At 44.8% G+C, this 22,432-nt stretch carries 22 protein-coding genes and 1 tRNA gene; 14 read left to right on the top strand and 9 right to left on the bottom strand.

Annotated features, from left to right (window positions below; all coding sequences use genetic code 11):
• The first annotated feature begins 43 nt into the window (after positions 1-43).
• From GWR56_RS20265 to GWR56_RS20255, 3 genes are all read left to right on the top strand, one after another.
• Positions 44-1,372, top strand: a complete 1,329-nt coding sequence (locus GWR56_RS20265; RefSeq protein ID WP_162433010.1) for a vanadium-dependent haloperoxidase — start codon at positions 44-46, stop codon at positions 1,370-1,372.
• A 5-nt stretch (positions 1,373-1,377) separates the two neighbouring features.
• The gene (locus tag GWR56_RS20260; RefSeq protein WP_162433009.1) at positions 1,378-3,411 is read left to right on the top strand and encodes a glycoside hydrolase family 65 protein; all 2,034 of its coding nucleotides are present in this window, start codon (positions 1,378-1,380) and stop codon (positions 3,409-3,411) included.
• A 216-nt stretch (positions 3,412-3,627) separates the two neighbouring features.
• Complete coding sequence (locus GWR56_RS20255) at positions 3,628-4,971, top strand: M20/M25/M40 family metallo-hydrolase (RefSeq protein ID WP_162433008.1); 1,344 nt, start codon at positions 3,628-3,630, stop codon at positions 4,969-4,971.
• Between the two features lie 14 nt (positions 4,972-4,985).
• Here GWR56_RS20255 and GWR56_RS20250 read toward each other — a convergent pair whose 3' ends face one another.
• Complete coding sequence (locus GWR56_RS20250; RefSeq protein ID WP_162433007.1) at positions 4,986-6,032, bottom strand: endonuclease/exonuclease/phosphatase family protein; 1,047 nt, start codon at positions 6,030-6,032, stop codon at positions 4,986-4,988.
• Positions 6,033-6,097: 65 nt separating this feature from the next.
• Entirely contained in the window at positions 6,098-6,757 is a 660-nt protein-coding gene (locus GWR56_RS20245) for a phosphatase PAP2-related protein (protein WP_202925353.1), read from the bottom strand.
• A 228-nt stretch (positions 6,758-6,985) separates the two neighbouring features.
• On the opposite strand from GWR56_RS20245, the gene GWR56_RS20240 reads away from it, so the two are divergent.
• Both GWR56_RS20240 and GWR56_RS20235 read left to right on the top strand, forming a co-directional pair.
• Positions 6,986-7,375, top strand: coding sequence for a plastocyanin/azurin family copper-binding protein (locus tag GWR56_RS20240; protein ID WP_162433006.1), 390 nt, complete (start codon positions 6,986-6,988; stop codon positions 7,373-7,375).
• 144 nt (positions 7,376-7,519) lie between these two features.
• Positions 7,520-8,725 (top strand): GAF domain-containing sensor histidine kinase, encoded by a 1,206-nt coding sequence (locus GWR56_RS20235; protein WP_162433005.1) that lies wholly within the window; start codon positions 7,520-7,522, stop codon positions 8,723-8,725.
• Between the two features lie 3 nt (positions 8,726-8,728).
• On the opposite strand, the gene GWR56_RS20230 is transcribed toward GWR56_RS20235, so the two are convergent.
• From GWR56_RS20230 to GWR56_RS20220, 3 genes are all read right to left on the bottom strand, one after another.
• Positions 8,729-9,349, bottom strand: coding sequence for a type II toxin-antitoxin system VapC family toxin (locus GWR56_RS20230; RefSeq protein ID WP_162433004.1), 621 nt, complete (start codon positions 9,347-9,349; stop codon positions 8,729-8,731).
• Positions 9,349-9,681, bottom strand: coding sequence for an STAS-like domain-containing protein (locus tag GWR56_RS20225; RefSeq protein WP_162433003.1), 333 nt, complete (start codon positions 9,679-9,681; stop codon positions 9,349-9,351). Before GWR56_RS20225 ends, GWR56_RS20230 begins: the two co-directional genes overlap by 1 nt.
• Before the next feature lie 98 nt (positions 9,682-9,779).
• Complete coding sequence (locus GWR56_RS20220; RefSeq protein ID WP_162433002.1) at positions 9,780-10,676, bottom strand: hypothetical protein; 897 nt, start codon at positions 10,674-10,676, stop codon at positions 9,780-9,782.
• Between the two features lie 164 nt (positions 10,677-10,840).
• On the opposite strand from GWR56_RS20220, the gene GWR56_RS20215 reads away from it, so the two are divergent.
• From GWR56_RS20215 to GWR56_RS20200, 4 genes are all read left to right on the top strand, one after another.
• Positions 10,841-11,779: a sugar phosphate isomerase/epimerase gene (locus GWR56_RS20215; RefSeq protein ID WP_162433001.1), complete on the top strand. Its 939-nt coding sequence runs from the start codon at positions 10,841-10,843 to the stop codon at positions 11,777-11,779.
• Positions 11,780-11,865: 86 nt separating this feature from the next.
• Positions 11,866-12,261, top strand: coding sequence for a hypothetical protein (locus GWR56_RS20210; protein ID WP_162433000.1), 396 nt, complete (start codon positions 11,866-11,868; stop codon positions 12,259-12,261).
• A 67-nt stretch (positions 12,262-12,328) separates the two neighbouring features.
• A complete protein-coding gene (locus tag GWR56_RS20205; RefSeq protein ID WP_162432999.1) occupies positions 12,329-12,928 on the top strand; it encodes a Crp/Fnr family transcriptional regulator in 600 nt (199 codons plus the stop codon).
• Positions 12,929-13,043: 115 nt separating this feature from the next.
• A complete protein-coding gene (locus GWR56_RS20200) occupies positions 13,044-13,487 on the top strand; it encodes a carboxymuconolactone decarboxylase family protein (RefSeq protein ID WP_162432998.1) in 444 nt (147 codons plus the stop codon).
• Positions 13,488-13,551: 64 nt separating this feature from the next.
• Here GWR56_RS20200 and GWR56_RS20195 read toward each other — a convergent pair whose 3' ends face one another.
• Together GWR56_RS20195 and GWR56_RS20190 are read right to left on the bottom strand one after the other, a co-directional pair.
• Positions 13,552-13,893 (bottom strand): hypothetical protein, encoded by a 342-nt coding sequence (locus GWR56_RS20195; protein ID WP_162432997.1) that lies wholly within the window; start codon positions 13,891-13,893, stop codon positions 13,552-13,554.
• Between the two features lie 45 nt (positions 13,894-13,938).
• Positions 13,939-15,957: a beta-L-arabinofuranosidase domain-containing protein gene (locus GWR56_RS20190; RefSeq protein ID WP_162432996.1), complete on the bottom strand. Its 2,019-nt coding sequence runs from the start codon at positions 15,955-15,957 to the stop codon at positions 13,939-13,941.
• A gap of 397 nt (positions 15,958-16,354) precedes the next feature.
• On the opposite strand from GWR56_RS20190, the gene GWR56_RS20185 reads away from it, so the two are divergent.
• The 3 genes from GWR56_RS20185 to GWR56_RS20175 are packed head-to-tail and all read left to right on the top strand — an operon-like array spanning position 16,355 to position 18,511.
• Positions 16,355-17,563 carry a hypothetical protein gene (locus tag GWR56_RS20185; RefSeq protein ID WP_162432995.1) on the top strand — a complete coding sequence of 403 codons (1,209 nt, stop codon included), beginning with the start codon at positions 16,355-16,357 and terminating at the stop codon, positions 17,561-17,563.
• Between the two features lie 25 nt (positions 17,564-17,588).
• Positions 17,589-17,969 carry a GreA/GreB family elongation factor gene (locus tag GWR56_RS20180; protein WP_162432994.1) on the top strand — a complete coding sequence of 127 codons (381 nt, stop codon included), beginning with the start codon at positions 17,589-17,591 and terminating at the stop codon, positions 17,967-17,969.
• Between the two features lie 35 nt (positions 17,970-18,004).
• Positions 18,005-18,511, top strand: a complete 507-nt coding sequence (locus GWR56_RS20175; RefSeq protein ID WP_162432993.1) for a hypothetical protein — start codon at positions 18,005-18,007, stop codon at positions 18,509-18,511.
• 70 nt (positions 18,512-18,581) lie between these two features.
• On the opposite strand, the gene GWR56_RS20170 is transcribed toward GWR56_RS20175, so the two are convergent.
• Both GWR56_RS20170 and GWR56_RS20165 read right to left on the bottom strand, forming a co-directional pair.
• Positions 18,582-18,653, bottom strand: a tRNA-Arg gene (locus GWR56_RS20170).
• Between the two features lie 43 nt (positions 18,654-18,696).
• Positions 18,697-19,239, bottom strand: a complete 543-nt coding sequence (locus GWR56_RS20165) for a DUF6702 family protein (protein ID WP_162432992.1) — start codon at positions 19,237-19,239, stop codon at positions 18,697-18,699.
• A gap of 46 nt (positions 19,240-19,285) precedes the next feature.
• Between GWR56_RS20165 and GWR56_RS20160 the strand changes: the two genes are divergently transcribed.
• Positions 19,286-19,864: a HupE/UreJ family protein gene (locus GWR56_RS20160; RefSeq protein ID WP_162432991.1), complete on the top strand. Its 579-nt coding sequence runs from the start codon at positions 19,286-19,288 to the stop codon at positions 19,862-19,864.
• A gap of 28 nt (positions 19,865-19,892) precedes the next feature.
• A complete protein-coding gene (locus GWR56_RS20155; RefSeq protein WP_162432990.1) occupies positions 19,893-22,292 on the top strand; it encodes a M1 family metallopeptidase in 2,400 nt (799 codons plus the stop codon).
• The last annotated feature ends 140 nt before the right edge of the window (positions 22,293-22,432 follow it).

The following is a 22,432-nucleotide window of genomic DNA, read 5'->3' as shown; positions in this document are numbered from 1 at the left end:
TTTTGATGGGTGGCACCATCATTATTTTAAACTAAGATTTTATATGAACCGTTTCCTGTTTTTGATTGCGGGTGTGATTTTAATATTCGCATCCTGTAAGAGGCCCGACTACCAAAAGGTTACCCACGATCCCGAACTTTACCGCGTTACCGTAAAAAAATTAAATGATATAGTGCTCGAAAATAATTTCCCGCCGGTTATCGCGTCGCGTAATTATGTGTATGCCAATATAGCCGCCTACGAGGTTATTGCCGCCGGCGACCCGCAGCATTACCGCTCGCTGGCCGGGCAAATAAAACATTTGCCGGCGGTTCCGCAACCCGAAAAGGGCAAGGAAATAGACTTTCAGTTTGCATCACTGTTAGCGTTTTGTTTTGTAGGCAATGCGGTAACCTTCCCTGAGGGCAGCATGTTTGTTTATATTGATGAACTAAAGCAGAAAGCTAAGAATGCCGGCATGCCATCGGACGTGTTTGAAAATTCTGTGACCTATTCAGACGTTGTTGCAAAACATATCATGGCATGGAGTAAAAATGATAATTACGCGCAAACCCGGTCGGCAAGTAAATACACGGTTACACGTAAAGATGGCCGCTGGGTGCCTACGCCGCCCATGTATGCGCAGGCGCTTGAACCGCACTGGGGCGAAATACGCACCATGGTTTTAGATTCCGCATCGCAGATACCCGCGCCCGAGCCGCCGCCTTATAATATGACCGATAAGAACAGCCCCTTTTATAAAGCTGTAATGGAAGTGAAAACCTTAGGCGACAGCTTAACAACTGATCAAAAACACATGGCTGATTTTTGGGATGATAACGCCTTTAAAATGAATGTTGTAGGCCACGCCATGTTTGCTACAAAAAAGTTTGGGCCGGCGGGGCATTGGATGAATATTGCCGGTATCGGTTCACAAATAAAGAATTCTGATTTCGGGACGACTGTTGCGGCATACACGCAATCGTCTATAGCGTTGTTTGATGCCTTTATAAACTGCTGGTATGTAAAATTTAAAGCCAATAGTGTTCGCCCCGAAACGGTGATTAATAAGGTTTTAGACCCCGACTGGAAACCGCGTATTCAAACCCCGCCATTTCCGGAATACATAAGCGGGCACGCCGTAATATCTGCCGCCGCCGCTGAAGTGCTGACACATTGCTTTGGCGACAACCTGGCCTATACCGACGCTTCGGAGTCGGAGTTTGGCATACCCGCGCGTACCTTTACATCGTTCAGGGCCGCGGCGCAGGAAGCCTCTATGTCGCGGGTATACGGCGGTATCCATTACAAGAACGCCTGTATCATCGGCAATATGTCAGGTCGTAAAATAGGCGAACTAGTGAACCAAAAACTGCACCTGAAGATAAAATAAAACGGATGAGAAGAATATTTGCCTTACTGGCCGGGCTATTTTTAACATTGTCGTTATCGGCACAAAATATAAGCCCGTGGGTTGTTACGGCTAATAAAATAGATCCGAACAACTATTATGGCATAACAGTGGCCAACGGGATGATCGGCATAGTATCGTCACCCGAGCCTTTTAAAGTTAAAAATGTAGTGCTTGCAGGTGCGTATGATCTTTATGGCCGTGGCCGTGTAAGCAATTTTTTAAACAGCTTTAACCTGCTGAACATGTACCTGGAGATTGATGGCAGGCGCCTGGACGCTAAGATGGTAAGCAACATGAAGCAGGAACTGGATATGCAGCATGCGGCCATGACCACCACCTTTGATTATGGCGATAAGGCAAGTATCAAATACACCTACTACTCGTTAAGGCAATTACCATTTACCGTGCTGATGGACGTTGCCATCACCGCAAAAAAAGCCATTAATATTACCGCCGCAAGCGTTATGGAAGCGCCCGATGCATTAAAGGATGTACAGAATTATTACAACGAGATAGACCGCCCGCACGTAACTATCAGCCTGTTAACCTCAACGGCAAAAAGTCCCACGGGTAAGCTGCAGTTATGTGCCTCTACATCCTTTTTATTTAACGAGGAGCATGGTAAAGAACCGCGCGTTATCCACGAGATGTGGGACAATAACATGCACCTGATGAAATTTAGCCGCGCTATTGCCGCGGGGCAAACCTATAAATATGGGGTAACAGGCTCTTCGATAACATCGGCGCACCACGCCGACCCGCTGAACGAAGCCGAACGCCTCACCATTTTTGCCAAACTGGAAGGCCGCGACAGGTTGATACAATTCCATAACAAGGCATGGGATGAGCTTTGGAAAAGCGATATCCAGATAGAAGGCGATGCGCAGGCGCAGCAGGATGTGCATAGCATGCTGTATCACCTGTATTCGTTCTCGCGCGCGGGTACTGCTTTGTCGCCATCGCCAATGGGCTTATCAGGCCTGGGATATAATGGACATGTATTTTGGGATACCGACCTGTGGATGTTCCCGGCCATGCTGGTGATGCACCCGGAAATAGCCCGGTCGATGGTGGAATACCGCTTTGAACGTTTAGAGAACGCGCGCAAGAATGCCTTTTCGCATGGCTATAAAGGCGCCATGTATCCCTGGGAAAGTGCCGACAGTGGTGTAGAAGAAACCCCTGTTTGGGCCTTAAGCGGCCCGTTTGAGCACCATATAAGCGCCGATGTGGCTAATGCTGCCTGGGCTTATTACTGCGTAACGCAAGATAAGCAATGGCTGCGCGAAAGGGGCTGGCCCATACTACAAGCCACCGCCGATTTTTGGGCAAGCAGGGTAGAGCGCAACGGCCCCGGGCATTATGATATCAAGAATGTAGTTGCCGCCGATGAATGGGCCGAAAATATTGATAATAACGCCTTTACCAATGCCGCCGCGCAGGCCAACCTGATGAACGCTGCAGCTGCCGCAAAAATTTTAGGTATGCAGGCCGATACCGATTGGGTACACGTTGCCAATAATATCCCCATTTTAAAGATGGCTAACGGCGTAACGCAAGAACATGCCCAATACAAAGGCGAGGGCATCAAACAAGCGGACGTGAACCTGCTGGCCTATCCGCTGAAAACCATAACCGACCCGGCGCAGATCAGGAAAGACCTTGAGTATTATGATACACGCGTACCTAACGAAGGTACCCCTGCCATGACACAGGGCGTATTCGCACTGCTTTATGCCCGTTTAGGTGATGGCCAAAAGGCCTACAAATGGTTTAAGGAGGCATACGAGCCTAACCTTAACCCGCCGTTCAGGGTGATTGCCGAAACCAAGGGTGGTACCAACCCTTATTTCGCCACAGGCGCGGGCGGTATTATCCAGGCTATGCTGATGGGCTTTGGCGGCTTGGATATCACACCAACAGGAATAATTCAGATAAAGAGCACGCTGCCGCCTAACTGGAGATCCTTAAAAATTACCGGCGTTGGTGTTAATAAGGCAACTTATACAGTGAAATAAATAATGTAGGGGCGCGGTACTTCGCATCTCTACCGGTTATTCCATACGTGTCCCTTTCTCCACGCGTCATTGCGAGGTGCGAAGCAATCTCCAGATTTCGCATCCCGCTTTGTATGTGAAGAGATTGCTTCGTACCTCGCAATGACGGTTAGGCAGTTATTTGTAACAATATCAACTCACTTATCCTGTGCAAAACTCATTTTTATAAATTGCTTTATGAAACGTATCAGCCTATTCATCATCTCCGTTATCACCATTTCGGCATCGGCACAAACTACTGTAAAGCAGGACGCAGGCATCAAACAAATGGTCGACGAAGTATCCTCCAAAAACATTGAGGCCATTGTACGCAAACTGGTGAGTTTTAAAACACGACACACCCTAAGCGATACGGTGAGCAAAACCGAAGGGGTTGGCGCTGCCCGCAACTGGATAAAAGCCGAATACGAGCGCTATGCGGCAGCGTCAAACGGCCGTATGAAGGTGCAGTTTGACGAGTTTATACAACCCAAGGGCAACCGTGTAGATAAGCCAACGCCCATGAAAAATGTGCTGGCGATATTAAAAGGCACCGATACCGCCGATAAGCGGGTTTACATTATATCAGGCCATTACGATTCGAGGGTGAGGGATGTGATGGATGTAAAGTCATTTGCGCCCGGCGCGGTAGACGATGCATCGGGTACTGCGGTATCCATGGAGTTGGCAAGGGTAATGGCTAAGCGGTCTTTCCCGGCTACCATTATATTTATGGCCGTAGTGGGCGAGGAGCAGGGGCTTTACGGCTCTACCAACGTAGCCAAACGCGCTAAGGCCGAAGGCTGGCAGATAGATGCCATGCTTAACAACGATATTGTGGGTAATACTTACGGCATGGAAACCGGCCTTAAAGACAACCGCAGCGTGCGTGTGTTCAGCGAAGGGGTACCTGCTGTTGAAACCGAAAGGCAGGCCTCGGTGCGCAACTCCGTAGGCGGTGAAAATGACAGTCCTGCCCGTGAACTGGCCCGTTATACGAAAGAAATTGCCGAGCGCTATGTAGAGCAGTTGGATGTAAAACTGATCTACCGCCGCGACCGTTACCTGCGCGGCGGCGACCATATCCCGTTTTCGCAACAAGGTTACGCGGCCATACGTATAACCGAAATGAACGAGGATTTTAATCGCCAGCACCAGGATATGCGCCAGGAAAACGGCGTGGATTACGGCGACCTGCCCGACTTTGCCGATTACGATTATATACAAAAAGTTGCCCGCATGAACCTGTCAACGCTGGCTAACCTGGCGCTTGCCCCGGCCGCGCCGCAAAACGTGGGTGTTATAACCAGCGGCCTTACCAATAAAACACAGCTTAAGTGGGATGCTCCCAAAGGCAAAGCTCCCGCAGGCTACTATGTACTGATGCGCGAAACCATTAGCCCCTATTGGGAAAAGAAATTTTACGTAACCGGTACCACCACCACCCTGGGCTACTCAAAAGATAATTACCTGTTTGCCGTACAGGCAGTTGATGCCGAAGGGCACGAGAGTTTGCCGGTATTCCCAAAACCGGTGAGGTAACAAGTTTTTATTCCTCAGATCTTTTCTTTCTTTTCCGCTGCTTCTTCTACGTCAGATGAGTCGGCCTGCAAAGGCTGTTGTTCGTTGTAAGCATCACCCTCTAATTGAACATTCAAGAAAATGGGAAAGTGGTCTGACTTGCAGTTATTAAGCCGTTTTATTTTTATAAGCTTAAAATGCCTGGACACAAAAGCATGATCTAAGGGGAAACGAATGAAAAAGTAATGGGCGTGGAAAGAATTAAAAAAGCCGCGGCCCCTGCGCGGGTCTAATAAACCACTCATTTTTAAAAACAGTTCGGTAGTGTGGCTCCATGCTACGTCGTTCAGGTCGCCTGCCACTATTACCGGCAGCTCACTGGCTTTAGCCAGGTCGGCAATCAGCAATAGTTCCTTGTCCCGCTCGGTCGATCTTATATTTTCGGCAGGTACCGGCGGCGTAGGATGCACCGCATAAAATTGCACCAATTGCCCGCCGCTTAATTTTATTTTGGTGTGGATGGATGGTATATCCTTTTCAACAAGGTATTTTACCGTTGTATCTGTCAATTCGAGTTTAGAATATAGCAGCAAGCCGTAAGTGTTCTCTAACGGTACCCGTTTAAAATGAGGGTAAGTGCTTTCAAGGCTGCGTGTCTGAATATCCCAGCGCTCGTTGGTCTCCAGTAATAAAACCACGTCGGGGTCGGCTTTGGCGATCTCTTTTAAACAACCCTTTGAATTGGTATTATCCTGAAAAACGTTGGCTATCATAATGCTTAAGCTCATGTTGCCATTATGCGGGCCGGCCCTTAATACCTGTTTTTTTGCCAGTGTGGTAAAAGGTAAAATAAGCGATAATAGGTAGGTTGTGTTGAGCGCCAGCAGCGAAAGGAAAATATATTGTGTAAGTGCCGGGCCGGTGTAATATAGTACCATCAACACAAATGCTACACAATTTAAAACCAGCTTTTGCAGGCGGGGGTAATCAAATATCCTGAAGATCCAGTACTCACTTCTGACCAGTGGCAAGAGTGTAAAACAAAACAGTAAGCAAGAAAAAATAATTATGGTCAGGTTCATTAAAGTAAGTATGGCGCAATTTAACAAATACCATTTACCATCAGGCATTTGTGGGGGATGAGATTTTAATCCTCGTGATTTTTTAACTTATCCAGCTTCAGCAAACGGCGTGTTAAAACAAATATCATGTACACAATAACCGGGGCGGCCACAACATCAATGGTGTAATGTATATGCTGCACCAGTAAAAGCGCCATTACCGCAACTATTGATATAAAACCCAGTATTTTGTCTGTGCGTTTTTCCAGGCATAAAAATATCAGCACAAGGGTTGAAGTATGCCCCGAAAAAAACAGATCGCGGGTAATTACATTATTACCATAAAATACGCCTGTTAAGGGGTCAACCAGGTGTATTAGGCCTTTTGGCGGGTCGAGCGCTACCAGGTAAATGGTCAACATGCGGGCGATATTAATAAATATAAGCGTCCAAACGTAGTTGATATAAATAACTGGGTTATAAAGCGCCCTTATAAGTATCAGCAGGGCCATTCCCCAAATGATAGTGAATATAACTACCGATACATCATAAGCCGGTACGTGTGCCAGTACCCAATCGTTCAGCACTGTGCCTTTCCGTTTTTGTATGAAACTAAAGAATAGCGGCAACGAGGAAAGTATAATGGCGACGATGAAAGACCCTATCAGTAACTTATCTCGTTTTTTGGGCGATTGAAGGGCTGCAGTCCAGGCTTGTTTTATAGATGGTGTACCTAATTCCGTCACTATTACAAATCAATTAAGGACTGCAAATTTACTAAAACCGCCAATATTAAATAAGGGTTAGTTAATTATTACACTTTTGTTAGAATCAACGCCAGCGCCTGCCATCCCCCTTTGAAATTATCGTGCTAGCAATCAGTTGCTTATCTCTTGCCTGCGCAAACAATTTGCATTGAAGCAACCATCAATCAAATGTGCCCGTAACCTTATTAAACACTAAAACTATTCAACATGAAAAAGTACCTTTTAGGCATATCGTTTATGATAGCTGTTATGATCATCGCAGTTGCCGCCTGTTCAAAATCAGATAGCGGCAATACACCCACGCCCCCGGGTAACAACCAGCAAAATCCTCCCCCAACAACGGCCGATGCCACCGTTACGATAAAAGACTTTGCTTTTGGTTCCGGCTCGGTAACGATAAAGCCGGGGCAAACGGTGCAATGGAAAAATTCAGATGCCACGCCCCACACCGTAACTGATAATAACGGTGGTTTTGATAGCGGCACCATAAATGCCGGCGGCAAATTTTCGCACACATTTGCTACCGCCGGTACTTATACTTACCACTGCACTTTTCATAGTACTATGGCAACTGCAACGGTTATAGTTGCACCTTAACCGGCTAAACATAGCTATCGGGTGGAGTTCTGTTAAACAGAGCTCCGCTTTTTTTTAAAACTATGGGGAATAACCGGAAATTTTTGGAATAATTTTTACTAATTACACGCCAATAAAGTAATTAGTACCGATCCAAATTTATCTATGCAGAAGCAACCTATTCCCAAAAACGAAATGGAGAGGGTCATCAGCCTTGCCGATTATGACCTTGATTACACCAGTTTCCAGGAAAATTTTAAGGACCTGGCTAAATTAGCCGCAAAAGTTGCGGGTACCGAAATATCACTTATTAACCTTATAGATTCGTACACCCAGTGGACCATTACCAATCACGGGCTGGATATTGAGCAAATGCCGCGCGAAGACTCGGTTTGCCAGTACACTATAGCCGGGAATGGCGGGCACTTTGAGGTGCCGGACCTGAGAGCCGACGAACGGTTTAAAGACAAGTTTTACGTTGCGGATGACCCAAGCCTGCGTTATTATTATGGTATACCGTTAACAACCGACGATGGGCATAACCTGGGCGCGCTTTGCATGCTTGATAAAAGCGTTAAAACGCTCTCGCCCGAAAAGGAGGAGCTACTGAAAATTATTGCCGGCGAGATTGTAAACCGCTTGAACGTACACCGGGTAATTACTGGTTTAAAAACCAAGTTGCACGAAGCCAACGAAACAAAAAAGAAGGTAGCGCACGATATACGCGGCCCTTTAGGGGGCATTATCGGCCTGGCGCAGGTGATCAGCGAACAGGGGAAAGAGAATGAAATTGACGAGGTGCTTGAATTTATTGAGCTGATACAGCGCAGCGGCCGGTCGTTACTTGAACTTGCCGATGAGATATTAACTTCAGATAAACCCGCGCCAGACCTGAAAGCCGACGAGTTTAACCTAATTGTGTTTAAAGACAAACTGCAAAAGTTGTATACTCCGCAGGCTATCAATAAAAAGATAATGTTTATCGTAAACACCTCGGCAAATTCTGCAACCGTACCATTCTCAAAAAATAAGCTGTTGCAAATAACGGGTAACCTGATATCAAACGCCATGAAGTTTACCCCGGTTAACGGTAAGGTAATGGTTGATCTGAGCCTGGAGATTGAGGAAAGCCACAACCTGTTGAAAATAAGGGTAACCGACACCGGTATTGGCCTTAACCAGGATGCAATAGATACGATACTGCAAGGTAGGGCCGGGTCTACAAGCGGCACACTAGGCGAACAGGGTTATGGCTTCGGCCTTGCTTTGGTTAAACACCTGGTAGATACCTTGAACGGTACTTTGCATATTTATTCGCAACCGGGCAACGGGGCCAATTTTGAGATACTGCTGCCGCAGGCGCGGGCTTAATAATTAAGAATTTTTGACATTCAATTTTATTAAGGAACTTTGGTGTTGATTAATCATTTTTGGCAGCATCGTTACAATACTCACGCCTTGGTTATAAAAATCGGCGTCATGCGTAACTATCAAAGCATTATATTCTTTAGCTGTAAGCAAAATGTAATTATCATTAAGGTCTAACTTTTTTAGATCGAAAGTTAATGACTCTCCGATTGTTTGATGAATAGATGAATTTCTTAGCACAAAGATTGATTCATAAATTTCCCATTCACTTTTATATTTATTGAAAGTGATTTCGAAGTCAGTTGAAGGGCGAAATATCTCTTTATAAAATTTGGATGGGCTCCAACCCTTACGCCCATTGTATACGGAGTTATGATATCGAGTGTCACTTTCGTATCTTAGTAACCTATTAAAAGTTTCGCTTATTTGAACTTGGGGTAAAATGATTTTACAAGAAGGATCAATCTCGCTTAATCCATATACACTCATAAAAAAGGTTAAATATTCTGTAACAAAGGGTTCGTTACTTGGTAAGCCTAATAAATAAAGTAAAATATTAGTATCAAAAATATAAAAGCAATTTAGAGGAGTAGGGTGCAGTTTAAGATTTGTAACTGTAAAACTCATTAGCTAAGCGCCATGTTTAGAAAAGGTTTATATGAATCTTTATTTTTTATGTTATCTACAACCCAATTGAACTTCTCATTATATGTTTTAAGATGATCGGTAGATATCACATCAACTTTATCATAAAAATATACCATCCCTTTTTCCATCATTAATTTTCCAAAAGAAGCATTAAGAAATTGTGTTGTCAGCACCATAATATCTGAAAAATCAACCTGTACTTTTTTAGCACCATTATTTAATTCATTAATAATTGCAGTATATAGTTTCAATCCATCAGGATGAAACATTGCGTTTCTGCTATTGATGACTTCGACGATTTTTATACTCATTACATTACTGATTAAAAGTTACCTAATTTAAATAAAAAAAACATATAAATGTTTGATTTGAAAATAAATTAATATAAGGGTGACAAATATACAAATTATTATTTCTTTGAAGTAAGTACTTTTTTGTTGAAAATTAAATGTACGGTGCTTCCCATAAAATTTTGCGATGTTTTAGTTATGCAACCATTCGCCTGTTCTTTATCCTCTGATTCAGAGTTGTAATAAGCACTTCCGCTTATTATGTGAATTTGTCCTTCATTTTTTTGCATGAAGTTTTTCATTCTAAAAAGATGGATTCCCCCTGGCGCATCTATCTTAGATGAATTTCCATTAACTGCCCATTGAATGGCTTCCCTATCATTATTTACAGTATGGTCGATTAAAGATATCTTTGGTAAAAAACCTTTACCTAAATCTGTTACAGTAAAAATTATTTGTTTTTTCCCTCTAAAATATTGCCCGCACACAAAAAATGGATCAATAGTATTTTGAGAATGAAGATTTATATTTCCACATAATTCAGCTAAATCCTCAAGTAAATAGTTTTTAACGCTCTCAGAAAATTTTGGCATTTCGGAATGAACTAATAACTCATTCAATACGTAATCTACAAATCCATCTTTATCATCTGGAGCGAACATTTTCAATGGGATAGTGCTACTATTCCCATTGCCAACCTTATTTATGCCTTTAATGCTAATCAAGCCGTTCTCAAAAAGGATTTTAAACTTTGCCTGTACATCTTGAAAGTTAACGATAAATCTTAAATTATTGGTTTTTTTTAATTGATATAATGCAGATCCAAGTACAGCACTCATATTGCCATCAATCCATTCCATTTTTTTCATGCCAATCTCTATAGTGATGTCATGAAATAATTTTGCTTGATTGTAGAAATGTTGAATTGTCTCAATACCTGCGCTGTCCGTTAAAATTTTACCATCACACAATTGGATTGATTGCTTCTGAATAATTGGTGATAAAAGATTTGGCATATTTTATTTGTTCTACAAACATACGTTCTTTTGTTTAATCTTGAATTCCAATCTATTAATGATTGTAAAGGACATACTGAAAAATAAAACTTTTTTAACACAACGTTTGATGCATGTTATAATTTGATAACTTTACTATCAACCAACACATCAAACCGGTTACCATGAAAAAGCAAACCATTAGCAGGCGCCAGTTTATTGGCACCGGAGCCTTAGCGGCAACAAGTATACTCTTCCTTTCAAAAGCCTCATTGGCCAAAACGGCCGTAAGCGGGGCAGTAAAACCGAATTCTGTAATAAATGGGGTGCAGATAGGGGTGATCACTTACTCGTTCCGCAGCATGCCGGACACCGCTGAGGATCTGCTGAAATATTGCGTTGACTGTAACATTAACGCGATTGAGCTGATGGGCGATGCCGCCGAGGCTTATGCAGGTGCGCCAAAACGCGGGCAAGGCCAAAGCTGGACAGACTTTGCCCCCCAAATGGCCGAATGGCGTGCAGGCGTAACTATGGATAAATTTAAAGACTTGCGTAAGATGTATAACGATGCCGGTGTTACTATTTACGCGTGGAAACCAAACGCGCTTGGCGCTAAAAATACCGACGCCGAAATTGAGTATGCTTTTAATGCCGGCAAGGCGCTTGGCTGCAACCACGTTACCGTTGAGCTGCCCGACGAGGCACAGACCAAACGCCTGGGCGACCTGGCCGCTAAACATAAAATGCTGGTAGGCTACCATGCCCATACACAGGCTACGCCAACTCTTTGGGATGCCGCGCTCGCGCAGTCAAAATACAATGCTATAAACCTGGATATTGGCCATTATACTGCGGGTACCAGCAGCAGCCCCATACCTTTTATTGAAAAGTATCATGATCGTATCACCAGCATGCACATCAAAGACCGCAAGTTTAACAATGGGCCGAACGCGCCGTGGGGCCAGGGCGATACACCCATTAACGAGGTGCTGCAGCTGATGAAAAAAAACAAGTATAAGTTCCCGGCCACTATCGAATTGGAGTATAATTTACCTGCCGGCTCTGATGCAGTAGCAGAGGTAAAAAAATGCCGTGCGTATGCAGCAGATGCATTAAAATAATCAACATTTTTTGACACCTTTTAACGGATCGGTACGTCTTTTACACGAATACATCGATCCGTTTAATATTAAAGCGCTAATTATATATGAAAAAACACCTGTGCCTTTTTGTTATTGCTATACTGGCCGCCAGCTGTAGTTACAATGTATATGACATGAATCGCGGAGAGCTTAGCCTCGCTAAAAAAGACACTTACCAGGTTGAGTACATGACCGATATCCCCCAGGGAACTACTGCAACCATTAGCTATACCGATAAGGATAACACCCAGCATATAGAAAAACTTTACACCGGCAGGTTAGATTACACGGTAGAGCTGCCATCGGGCAAAAGCTGTTATTTTACCGTTGATGTTGAATTGCCCAAAACAACGCCGACAAGCAGTTTACATACCTTTGTAAAGGTAAACGGCGAAACCATTACCGACCAAACACAAACCAATAAAAATGCGAAGTTCAGGTTTGCTTTTAAACTGCCATAAACCGTAATTAAATGTTATACCGCGGTAATACCGGTAATAAATAAACGCAAATTATTATTTTAGCGGGATGTATCCGCAACTGCTTGCCCATGTAAAGCGCCAGGTGCAGCTAACCCCTGCCGAAGAACACCTGCTGTGCGAGACGATGGAATTGCTGAAATTTAATAAAAAGCAAATTATCCTGGAGCCCGGCCGCCATTGTAAAGGGGAATATTTTGTACTGAGCGGTTTACTAAGGCAATACTATGTTAATGCTAAACTGAACGAGCAGATAGTGCAGTTTGCTTTAGAGAACTGGTGGATTGCCGATCATGATAGCATTGTTAACCATGTGCCTGCCGGCACTTATATCCAAACCATCGAAGCATCAGAGGTACTGCTGCTGCATAATAAAGACAAAGGCCCCTTGCTTGAAAAGATACCGAAGCTGGAAACTTACTTCAGGCTAACAATGCAGCGGGCATTTATCGCGTCGCAAAGGCGTATCGGTTTTTTGTTTAACCAAACCGACGAAGAGAGGTACCGGTATTTTATCGGGCTCTTTCCTGATTTTGTGCAGCGTGTGCCTCAATACATGCTGGCATCATACCTGGGTTTTACCCCGCAGTTTTTAAGCCGGATAAGAGCCAAAAAAGCCCCCCAGCCCCCTGAAGGGGGAGTTTTTTAATATTGATGCTAATTAACTTCCCCCTTCAGGGGGGCAGGGGGTAATTTCTTAACCTCAGTTCATTTTTTTACGGGTCGTTTGTCTGCAACTTTGTGTTGACAAAAAACAAAAGACAATGAAAAGGACAAATTTATTACAGACCCTGCCTGATGCTTACAAAGCCATGAGCGCTTTAGAAAATTACGTTAATGGCACCGAACTTGACCCCATCCATAAAGAATTGATAAAATTGCGCGCATCGCAGATAAACGGCTGCGCTTATTGCCTTGATATGCATAGCCGGGACGCACGCAAAATGGGCGAGACCGAGCAGCGCATTTATACTTTGCGAGCATGGCGCGACACCCCATTTTTTAATGAAAAGGAGCAGGCTATACTTACTTTAACAGAAGAGGTAACTTTAATAAGCAAAGGCGGCGTATCCGATGATACGTATAACAAAGCCGTAGAGATTTTAGGCGATAAATATGTAAACCAGGTAATAATGGCCGCGATAACCATAAACGCGTGGAACCGCATTGCCATTAGTACGCACCTGCAGCCTGCTTTGCAAAAATAAGCCTGCAGTTATGTAAAAAAGCCATCAGCTAAACAGTTGATGGCTTTTATTGGGATGATACGGCCTATTTAAATGCTGATATGTGTGTGGTTTTTATGCTTAATACAAACGATTTACCTACGCTTATTTTAATATTTTTATCCCGCATCATCTCGTTGATGGCGTCGTCGGCTTTTAAGGCTTCGTACAGATCGCGCGCCACAGCCGAGCCGCTGATGTTGTTGGTTACCTTACCGTTTTCTATAGCAAGGCTAAAGGTATAACCAGATTTCCCCCTGTCGCCCGCCGATTCAAAATCGGTGATGTTAAGCTTAAAACTTTGATCTTCGTTGAGGCTTCTTTTCAGGTGCAGGCGTATAACCGGGATGTATTTTCTCCAGGTTGTTAGATATTTTCGTTCTTCCATGTGTGCGGGTAAAGGTAGAACATTAAATCGGTTACCCTAATGTATCTACCTTTTCTCGATCAGCGGGAACTGCGAAATGCGTAAGCGTGTGCAGCCATAGGGTATCAGCGTTAGCTCTTCTTCCTCTTTTGCGGTCTCAAAGTTCCATATTGTGCTAAAGGGCAGCGGCCCGGCCATATTATTATACAATTGCCACGACGGAATACGCCTGCCCTTGGTTTTTAGCTGGATTGGGGCGTTTGCCTGGCTCCAGGGATAACTGCTAACTGCTTTTACATCTTCAACCTTATAGTTCTCATCCAATTTATTATCGGCAGTTTTGATCAGGCCATAGTTCCAGGGGGTAGTAGGGCGTATTTCGGTATAGCTATCGCCATATACATCGGCATCAACGGTGTTTTTTACCTGTTTTACCTCTTCGCCAATTTTTAAGGCATAAACAATGGGCCCCCGCTGTATCGAAACAGAGTTTTCATAGCCGGTGTTTTTAAATACATGCATGGGCAGGGTAAGTTCAACCACATCGCCGGGTTTCCACTCGCGGCTAAGTTTGATAACCTGGCCGGCACTGGCCAGCTGCTGTACTTTACCGTTTATTTTTACCGTAGCCTTGGTGCACCATGCCGGTACCCGCAAGCTAAGCGGGAACGCCACCGCTTTTTTACTGCCAAAGGTGAATTTAATAGTTTCATTAAAAGGATAATTTGTTTCCTCTTTAAAGGTTACCGGGGTGTTATCAGCTACAAACGCCTTTACTTCGCTGGCCGAGTAAACCAGCGCGGCCAAACCTTTGTCAGGTGTAGCATACCAAAGGTTCTGGGCGAATTTTGGCCAGCCCTGGTGCATGTTTGATGTGCAGCAGGCATATCCCGTAAGTATGCCGTAACAAAGGTCGGTGCCATCGTGGTTAATGTCGAAATTACGGACACCTCTTGTGATCATCACCTGGTTAGCTTGCTGGAAATACTGGCGGCCAATAAAGTTTTCGTCTATTTGTGTGGGCAATACGTTAAAGGCAACTTTTTCGAGATGATCGGCATAATTTACATCGCCGGTGATGGATAGCGTGTTTTCGAGCGTGTACATCATTTCTACAGCGCTGCACAGTTCCGAGCCCTGGGTAGGGTTATTGCCATGCAGCGATTCATCTCCGCCAAACATACCCGGCACCGATTCGTTGTATTTACGCATATCGGCAAATCCTTTGATCATAGCGTCGGCATATTTCGCTTCCGGGTGTCGCTGATAATAAATTATAGGTTCTTTCATGCCTTCGGCAAGGTTAACGCCGTGGATGCTTCCATCGGTCAGCATCATTTCGGTGTTCAGGAAGGCGTTTATATAGTCAAATGTCTGTTTATGCAGCAGTTCGCCCAGGTCGAGCAGGAATTTATCACCGGTTTTGTTGTACAACCAGTAAACCATAGCCAGGTTATCCCCGCCGCGGTAGCGTGCCCAAAACGTCCAGTGGTCCAGGTGATTTTTTGGCAGTTCCTGTAGCTGGTACTTAAAATATCTGGTCATGAATGGGATGATCCGCTTATCGCCCGTAGCCGAGTAATATTGCTGCATTACTTTAAGCATCACCATTTTGGGCCACCAGTCCTGCGCGTTATCGCGCTGTATGCCAGCCTCCGGCCCCAGGTCTTTCGACGGGCCGAAGTATCCATCTGCCCGCTGGCTTTTCAGGCTCCATTCTATCCATGGCTGCACCTTGGCTATAAGTTCTTTATCTTGTAAAAGGTAAGCCAGTGGAACCAAACCGTCAATCCAGTAGGGGCCGCGTTCCCAAAGGTCGCCGTCGCCGCCGAGCCAGCCGTTACGTTTACCCATTACCAGCGGGTAAAGTTTATCCAGGTTACCTGTGGCGCCGGTCTTTTGTCGTACCAGCATTTCCCTTAGCCATCCCTGGGGTTTTATCGCGCCAAGGGGCAGTTCAATGTAAGGGTTTTGGCGCAAAGGTGCTTTAGCCTGCGTGTAGGCGGCGATCGAAGTATTGTTATTTTGTGCTATTGCATTTATACTAAAGGCTAACAACACGGCAAGGGCAAATCTGGTCTTCATAAAGAGTTTAGCGTTTGGTTAACTGAATTCGACTTTACAATAATAGTCAGTAATACAGTTAAAACAAAAATCGCTTCGCATATCATTTTAAATCATGTAGTTGGTAAACAATAGAGGATTTTGAGTTTACGACAATAAAGTATCAGCATTATCGTTCAATATGTTCAACCCCGGCACGCATGAAGCCCGCACAATTGGCATCGCATATAGCAAAACCTGTTCCTGCAATTATTTTGCGGACAAGCAATGCTATGCCCGGTGCTGTACTCACCGGCTTAAAGCTCAGTTACGCTTTCTTAAAAACAAGTAAGGACTTTATTAAGTAAGCCCCAGCCATTTTTGGTTTTGGGGCCGTTTGTCAAAGCGAACGTTTTTATTTCCTTTTTAAAACTTACTTATGAATTTTGCTGCACCCCGTACTTGGGCAGGTATAGGTTTTGTCCTGCTTTTTTTAATAAATGCCGGCCTTGTTATCGCAGGCCTTATTTTCGATAATCTTTGGTGTACCCTTTCGGGTATGTTGATGGCAATTGCCCAGTTTTGGCTGCACAAGCGGTTGCTTCAAAAGCAAAACGGCTTAGCCGGCTATTCCCTTTTTTCTGATGCTGACCTGCGCACGGTTATCGGGCGGTCGCAAACACGCGTGCCGTTAAGTAATACCGGCGGCGAGGAAAGCGTTTTTGATTTCGGCTATAGCTCCGTGCAATGCGGCGAAACTACCCTGCAGATAGCCGGCAATATGCTTTTTACCGAGATAGGCATGGGCAATTGCCGCATGCCCTATCGTATGAACCTGTTAAACATTGGCTTATCAAACGTTGATGTGCCCAACAAAGGCTCATTGCTGGCGCTGTCGCGCAGCGCGAAAGGGAATGATTGTGCCATAAATACAGGTGTTGTGGGTATTGTGCCCGAATTGCTCAGGGGCGGCAGCGACCTGGTATGGCGGATAGACCGCCTGGAAGCACTTTACAGAAACCCCGACGGATCGTTCAATGAAGCAGTATTCGGGAAGGCGGCAACCCGGCCATATATCAAAATGATAGAAGTTAAGTTAAAAGCGGCGCACTTTTCACCCGATATTTCAGAAAGCTCTTTGAACTGCCTTATCACTTTCCTGGAGCGGATCAAAGTGCTGTCGGGTGGTAAACCTACAGGTGTATGCCTGGCGGTGGCAGATCATGAGTTGGTTGCAAGGCTTTGCCATGTAATGGCATCAAACGTGGTTTACCTTGATTTTGTGACCATAGAAAGCGCCCCTGGCGATGGTGATGTAGACGCGTTATTCGCCGCTATAAACGCAGCACGGCTTGCAATTGATGCGCAAGCCTTACCAACCAAGGTTATTGCCTCGGGCGATCTGGCAAAAGAACGGGATATATTGCGGGCAATTGGGTATGGCGCCCATGCCTGCTATAGCGTACGTCCTTTTCAGGTGTCGCTTGCTGCTGCCCGCGGGCTTATCAGGTCAACAACAAACAGTAAAGTGGCTTCGGTAACTGCCTTTCACCAAAATACGCTGGCGGCTACTATGCAGTTGATAACAGCCTGCGCAACACAACAGCAACAGGCGGTTGAGCAGGAGCCGATAAGCGCTGCCAACTAACTACTAATCACTAATCCATCCAGATATGAAAACGCAATATTTGATCATGCCTGCAAAAGAGCATGAACTGTTAAAAAAGCATTGTAATCATGGAAACCTTTCTAATTACAATTTAAAAAAGCTTACGGACGAACTTGCTTCGGCCAGTATAATACCTAAGGATCAGTTACCCGATGATGTGGTATGCCTTAGCGCGGCCATCCAATTTAAAGAAGTGCTTAGCGGTAAGCATTATGCTTTCAGTATTGTAGAGCCGCATGAGGCAGATATCAGGCAGCATAAAATGTCGGCGCTGGCACCTTTGTCAATCGCTTTGCTGGGGTATCGCAAGGGAGCATTGGTTGATTGGCAGATGCCCGGTGGCATCATGACGTTTGAAATACTGGACGTGGTACAGAATGCCTGAATATTAAAATGAATTGTACACTTAATTTTTAACCTATGAAACAAATAATAGAAAACACCCTGGTGGTAAGCGCCTTATTGGCACTAACGGTATTGCCGTTTATCGCTATCAACAGGCGAATAAAGAAGAAAAGGGAAGCCGAAATGATAGACAGGCTAAAAGAAGCTGCCCGTATATATGGTCGCAACTTGTCACGCTACGGAATGATCAACAGTATTTTGCTGGGTTGGGACGAAGAAAACCGGGTGCTTTTAGTTGCCACAGACGAAGATACGCCCGAACAAATAAACCTCGACGAGGTTTCGCGGTGCTATACGCTAAAGAAAATGAATGGCCGCGATGTGCGTTCCGTAAGCCTTGAATTACTGGATGGCCGTGGCAGGGCGATTTACAGTATCCCTTTTTACAGGCAATTTGCTGATAGCGAAATCACCCTGAACAAAGCGCTTAAATGCTCAGCTGAATGGGAGTCGCTAATTACGGATAATATCAGGCAGCAGCTTAAAAATCCATTTAAACAGCAGGAACTGGAATGCTTATAAAATGAGCAACTTATTCGTGCCTTGTTAGGTAGATAAAAAAGCCGCCCTAAATAATTAAGGCGGCTTTTTGTGTTCTCGATGAGATTCGAACTCATATCGACGGCTTCGGAGGCCATAATTCTATCCATTGAACTACGAGAACAATATTGGGGCAAATATAGAATATTTTTGTGGGTGGCGTATCGCTAAAAAGTTTGCGTTACTGTTTTTTCCGGCGCATCAAGGCGGGTGCTTTTGCGGGTGCCGTTAACCGTCATGTGTACAATGTTCAACTGGTCGGCATACAGGCTTTGCAGCAGGGTTACCTGCGCGTCAATTTTTTTAGGAGTAGCGATCTTGCCCGATTCCAGGTACACGTTTACTGCCTCCCGGTTTATCTCGAACCCAAGGTACGACAGGGGTAACGCCGCGGGGCTTGTTTTTAATTGCAGGTGGCCGTTAATGTAATTTTTCACCAGGGCATCCATCGCGGCGTGCATATCGGGCTTGGACAGGTCGGCTTTGGTATGGAATTGCTTTTCGAGCGCCAGCTCAAAATCGTCTGTAAAAATGGTGCATATCACTTCCAGCTGACTGTCTTTAGCGTTAAAGTTCACATCGGTAGTGCTTACATGCAGCGGGTGAAATTTGGCGCCGGCAGGCGTTTTAGTAAAAAACAATCCTGTTAAAATGTAACAATATAGTAGAGGTTTACCTAAAAAAGCCGTCATAGCGCCAGTGAAATTCATTTATGTTTAAAAGCTGTTAAATTTACGCTTTCGTTAAAGAAATATTATGTCTGATCTTGGTTTTTATTTCGGGCTTGGATGGAAACACATTATCAGCACCGATGCGCTTGATCACCAGTTGTTTATATTGGCGCTGGCATCGGTTTACACCTTTAAAAATCTAAAACAGGTACTGATACTGGTTACCGCCTTTACCATAGGCCACTCGTTAACCCTGGCGTTGAGCGTGCTCGATGTGATCCGTTTCCCGGGCAAGTGGGTGGAGTTTTTGATACCCTGTACCATTTTTATTACCGCCATAAACAACCTGTGGCGGGTAAATAAAAAAAATGGCAGCGTGAACGTAAATTATTGGCTGGCCTTGTTCTTCGGGCTGATACACGGGATGGGGTTCGCAAACACCATTCGCATTATGCTTGCGCGCGACCAAACCATAGGCTGGGGGCTTTTTGGCTTTAACCTGGGGTTAGAAGCAGGGCAGATAGTGGTAGTTGCCGTAATATTGATACTGGCCTTGCTTTGCATCAATTTTATGAAGGTAACCCGGCGCGACTGGGTGTTTTTTATATCAGCAGGTGTTTTTGCGCTATCGGTACAGATGGCGTTTGAAAGATTGCCATTTTAATTTAAATTTGATTTTTAAACGATAAACTATGAAGCGAATTTTTACAAGCTTTTTTCTTTCGGTAACTATTGCGGGTGCGGCCCTTGCCCAGGATATACAAAACAACCCCGGCAGCAACCACGGCAATAAGTTTGAGCAGTTAGGCACTATTTTAAGTACGCCTAATGAACAACGGACGGCCAGCGGCGCACCCGGCGCAAAATACTGGCAGCAGCGTGCCGATTACAACATTAAGTGCGAACTTGATGAGAAAAACTTAAAGCTAACCGGCAGCGAAACGGTTACTTATTACAATAACTCGCCAGATCCGCTTACCTATATCTGGCTGCAGTTAGATGAAAACGAACACAACAGCCTCAGAAACGCCGGCTATCAAAACAGTTCGGGCATGCCAAGGGCCACTACTACGCAAAACGTTGATAAAAACGACGCCCGGAACAGCGACGCAGATAACGGCCTTGGTGATATGATCACCAAGTTAACCGATGCCACAGGCAAAAACTTAAAATACACCATCAATAAAACCATGATGCGTATTGACCTGCCAACACCTTTAAAACCGGGAGCGCAGTTTATTTTTAACGTTGACTGGACCTATAAAATTACCGACCGTATGACTGTTGGCGGACGCGGAGGCTACGAATATTTTCCCGAAGATGGCAACTACTTGTTTACTATGACACAGTGGTACCCGCGCCTTTGCGTTTACAGCGATTTTCAGGGCTGGCAAAACCACCAGTTTACCGGCCGTGGCGAATTTGCGCTTACCTTTGGTAACTTCCGTGTACAAATGACTGTACCTGCCGACCATGTTGTTGGCGGCACCGGCGAATGTATCAATTACAGCGCTGTATTAAGCCCTGCAAGGCTGGCACGCTATAATAAAGCAAAAACATCGGCAACACCGGTTGAAATAGTGAACCTGGCAGAAGCAAAGGCAGCGGAAAAAGCACCTTCGACCGCGAAAAAAACTTGGGTGTTTGTTGCCAATAACGTACGCGATTTTGCCTGGGGATCATCGCGCAAGTTTATATGGGACGGTATGGGTGCAAAAGTTGGTGGTAAAAATGTAATGTGCATGAGCTATTATGGCAAAGAAGCTTACAACCTGTACAGCAAATACTCCACCCGTTTGGTAGCTCATACGGTTAAAACCTATTCTGATTTTACCATTCCGTACCCATATCCGGTAGCGCAATCTGTTGAAGCTTCAAACGGTATGGAGTACCCGATGATATGCTTTAACTATGGCCGTACCGAAAAAGACGGCACCTACAGCGAAAGCACCAAAAATGGCATGATCGGCGTTATCATCCACGAGGTTGGGCACAACTTTTTCCCGATGATCGTGAACAGCGATGAGCGCCAGTGGACTTGGATGGACGAGGGCTTGAACTCCTTTGTTGAATATCTTACCGAGGAACTTTGGGATAACAAGTTCCCGAGTAAAAAGGGTGCTGCTTACACCATTGTTGATTACATGAAGTTACCAAAGAACGAACTGGAGCCGGTTATGACCAACTCTGAGAATATTGTTCGTTTTGGCCCTAACGCATATTCTAAACCTGCTACCGCGCTAAACATCCTGCGCGAAACCATAATGGGGCGTAAGCTTTTTGATTACGCGTTTAAAGAATACGCACGCCGTTGGGCATTTAAACACCCAACGCCCGCCGATTTGTTCCGCACAATGGAAGATGCCAGCGGCGAAGACCTGGATTGGTTTTGGAGAGGATGGTTCTACGGTACCGAGCCGGTTGATATCTCTTTAGATTCGGTTAAATACGCCAAAGCCGACCTGGATGCCAAACTGCCTGCCATGAGGCAGCGTGGTGGTTCGCCAAGGGTTGCTGCACCGGCGGTAAATACCTTCGAAGATATTTCCAAGGTGCGTAACCGTACTGATAAGAATATCAGGTTTCAAACAGACCGGGATACTGCTACGCAGGATTTTTACTGGAAATATGATAGAGGCATGGTAACCGTTGACACGGTTAAGTTTGCTGCTATGGTTAAAGCACAGCCTGCGCCGCAGCCCTTTGCTATCGACGAGTTAACTGATGCTGATAAAGCTAAATACAACAGCAAATACTTTTATGAACTAAACTTTAGTAATAAAGGTGGTTTGGTGATGCCTATTATAGTTGAGTTTACCTTTAAGGATGGTACTAAATGGACCGACCGTATCCCGGTACAAATTTGGCGGCTTAACGAAAAGACAGCATCTAAGTTTTACATCCATGATAAAGAGGTTGCCTCTATAAAGCTCGATCCAATGCGCGAAACCGCTGATATTGATGAAAGCAATAACTATTGGGGTAAAATGCCGGAACCATCAAAGTTCCAGTTGTTCAAGCAAAAAGTAGGCGGGCCGGTGCGAGGCCAGTCAGTTGGTACCAACCCAATGCAGGTATCGTCATCAAAATAGTCAGATAAAACATGAATAAGAAAAGCGCCCGTTAGCTAACAGGCGCTTTTCTTATTTGTAATATCGAACACCGAATGTTTAATGCCGAATGATGAAGGTAAAATTCGGAGTTGGATATTCGATGTTCATAATCCGACATT

It is taken from the genome of Mucilaginibacter sp. 14171R-50, assembly GCF_010093045.1.
Classification (GTDB): domain Bacteria; phylum Bacteroidota; class Bacteroidia; order Sphingobacteriales; family Sphingobacteriaceae; genus Mucilaginibacter.
Note: the sequence above shows the minus strand (reverse complement) of the source record. Positions and strands in the feature narration are given on the sequence as shown.

What these genes read in the sequence shown, in the direction of transcription:
- GWR56_RS20265 (WP_162433010.1), top strand. Translation starts at nt 44, where the DNA reads ATGAACCGTTTCCTGTTTTTGATTGCGGGTGTGATTTTAATATTCGCA.
- GWR56_RS20260 (WP_162433009.1), top strand. Translation starts at nt 1,378, where the DNA reads ATGAGAAGAATATTTGCCTTACTGGCCGGGCTATTTTTAACATTGTCG.
- GWR56_RS20255 (WP_162433008.1), top strand. Translation starts at nt 3,628, where the DNA reads ATGAAACGTATCAGCCTATTCATCATCTCCGTTATCACCATTTCGGCA.
- GWR56_RS20250 (WP_162433007.1), bottom strand. Translation starts at nt 6,032, where the DNA reads ATGAACCTGACCATAATTATTTTTTCTTGCTTACTGTTTTGTTTTACA.
- GWR56_RS20240 (WP_162433006.1), top strand. Translation starts at nt 6,986, where the DNA reads ATGAAAAAGTACCTTTTAGGCATATCGTTTATGATAGCTGTTATGATC.
- GWR56_RS20235 (WP_162433005.1), top strand. Translation starts at nt 7,520, where the DNA reads ATGCAGAAGCAACCTATTCCCAAAAACGAAATGGAGAGGGTCATCAGC.
- GWR56_RS20230 (WP_162433004.1), bottom strand. Translation starts at nt 9,349, where the DNA reads ATGAGTTTTACAGTTACAAATCTTAAACTGCACCCTACTCCTCTAAAT.
- GWR56_RS20225 (WP_162433003.1), bottom strand. Translation starts at nt 9,681, where the DNA reads ATGAGTATAAAAATCGTCGAAGTCATCAATAGCAGAAACGCAATGTTT.
- GWR56_RS20220 (WP_162433002.1), bottom strand. Translation starts at nt 10,676, where the DNA reads ATGCCAAATCTTTTATCACCAATTATTCAGAAGCAATCAATCCAATTG.
- GWR56_RS20215 (WP_162433001.1), top strand. Translation starts at nt 10,841, where the DNA reads ATGAAAAAGCAAACCATTAGCAGGCGCCAGTTTATTGGCACCGGAGCC.
- GWR56_RS20210 (WP_162433000.1), top strand. Translation starts at nt 11,866, where the DNA reads ATGAAAAAACACCTGTGCCTTTTTGTTATTGCTATACTGGCCGCCAGC.
- GWR56_RS20205 (WP_162432999.1), top strand. Translation starts at nt 12,329, where the DNA reads ATGTATCCGCAACTGCTTGCCCATGTAAAGCGCCAGGTGCAGCTAACC.
- GWR56_RS20200 (WP_162432998.1), top strand. Translation starts at nt 13,044, where the DNA reads ATGAAAAGGACAAATTTATTACAGACCCTGCCTGATGCTTACAAAGCC.
- GWR56_RS20195 (WP_162432997.1), bottom strand. Translation starts at nt 13,893, where the DNA reads ATGGAAGAACGAAAATATCTAACAACCTGGAGAAAATACATCCCGGTT.
- GWR56_RS20190 (WP_162432996.1), bottom strand. Translation starts at nt 15,957, where the DNA reads ATGAAGACCAGATTTGCCCTTGCCGTGTTGTTAGCCTTTAGTATAAAT.
- GWR56_RS20185 (WP_162432995.1), top strand. Translation starts at nt 16,355, where the DNA reads ATGAATTTTGCTGCACCCCGTACTTGGGCAGGTATAGGTTTTGTCCTG.
- GWR56_RS20180 (WP_162432994.1), top strand. Translation starts at nt 17,589, where the DNA reads ATGAAAACGCAATATTTGATCATGCCTGCAAAAGAGCATGAACTGTTA.
- GWR56_RS20175 (WP_162432993.1), top strand. Translation starts at nt 18,005, where the DNA reads ATGAAACAAATAATAGAAAACACCCTGGTGGTAAGCGCCTTATTGGCA.
- GWR56_RS20165 (WP_162432992.1), bottom strand. Translation starts at nt 19,239, where the DNA reads ATGAATTTCACTGGCGCTATGACGGCTTTTTTAGGTAAACCTCTACTA.
- GWR56_RS20160 (WP_162432991.1), top strand. Translation starts at nt 19,286, where the DNA reads ATGTCTGATCTTGGTTTTTATTTCGGGCTTGGATGGAAACACATTATC.
- GWR56_RS20155 (WP_162432990.1), top strand. Translation starts at nt 19,893, where the DNA reads ATGAAGCGAATTTTTACAAGCTTTTTTCTTTCGGTAACTATTGCGGGT.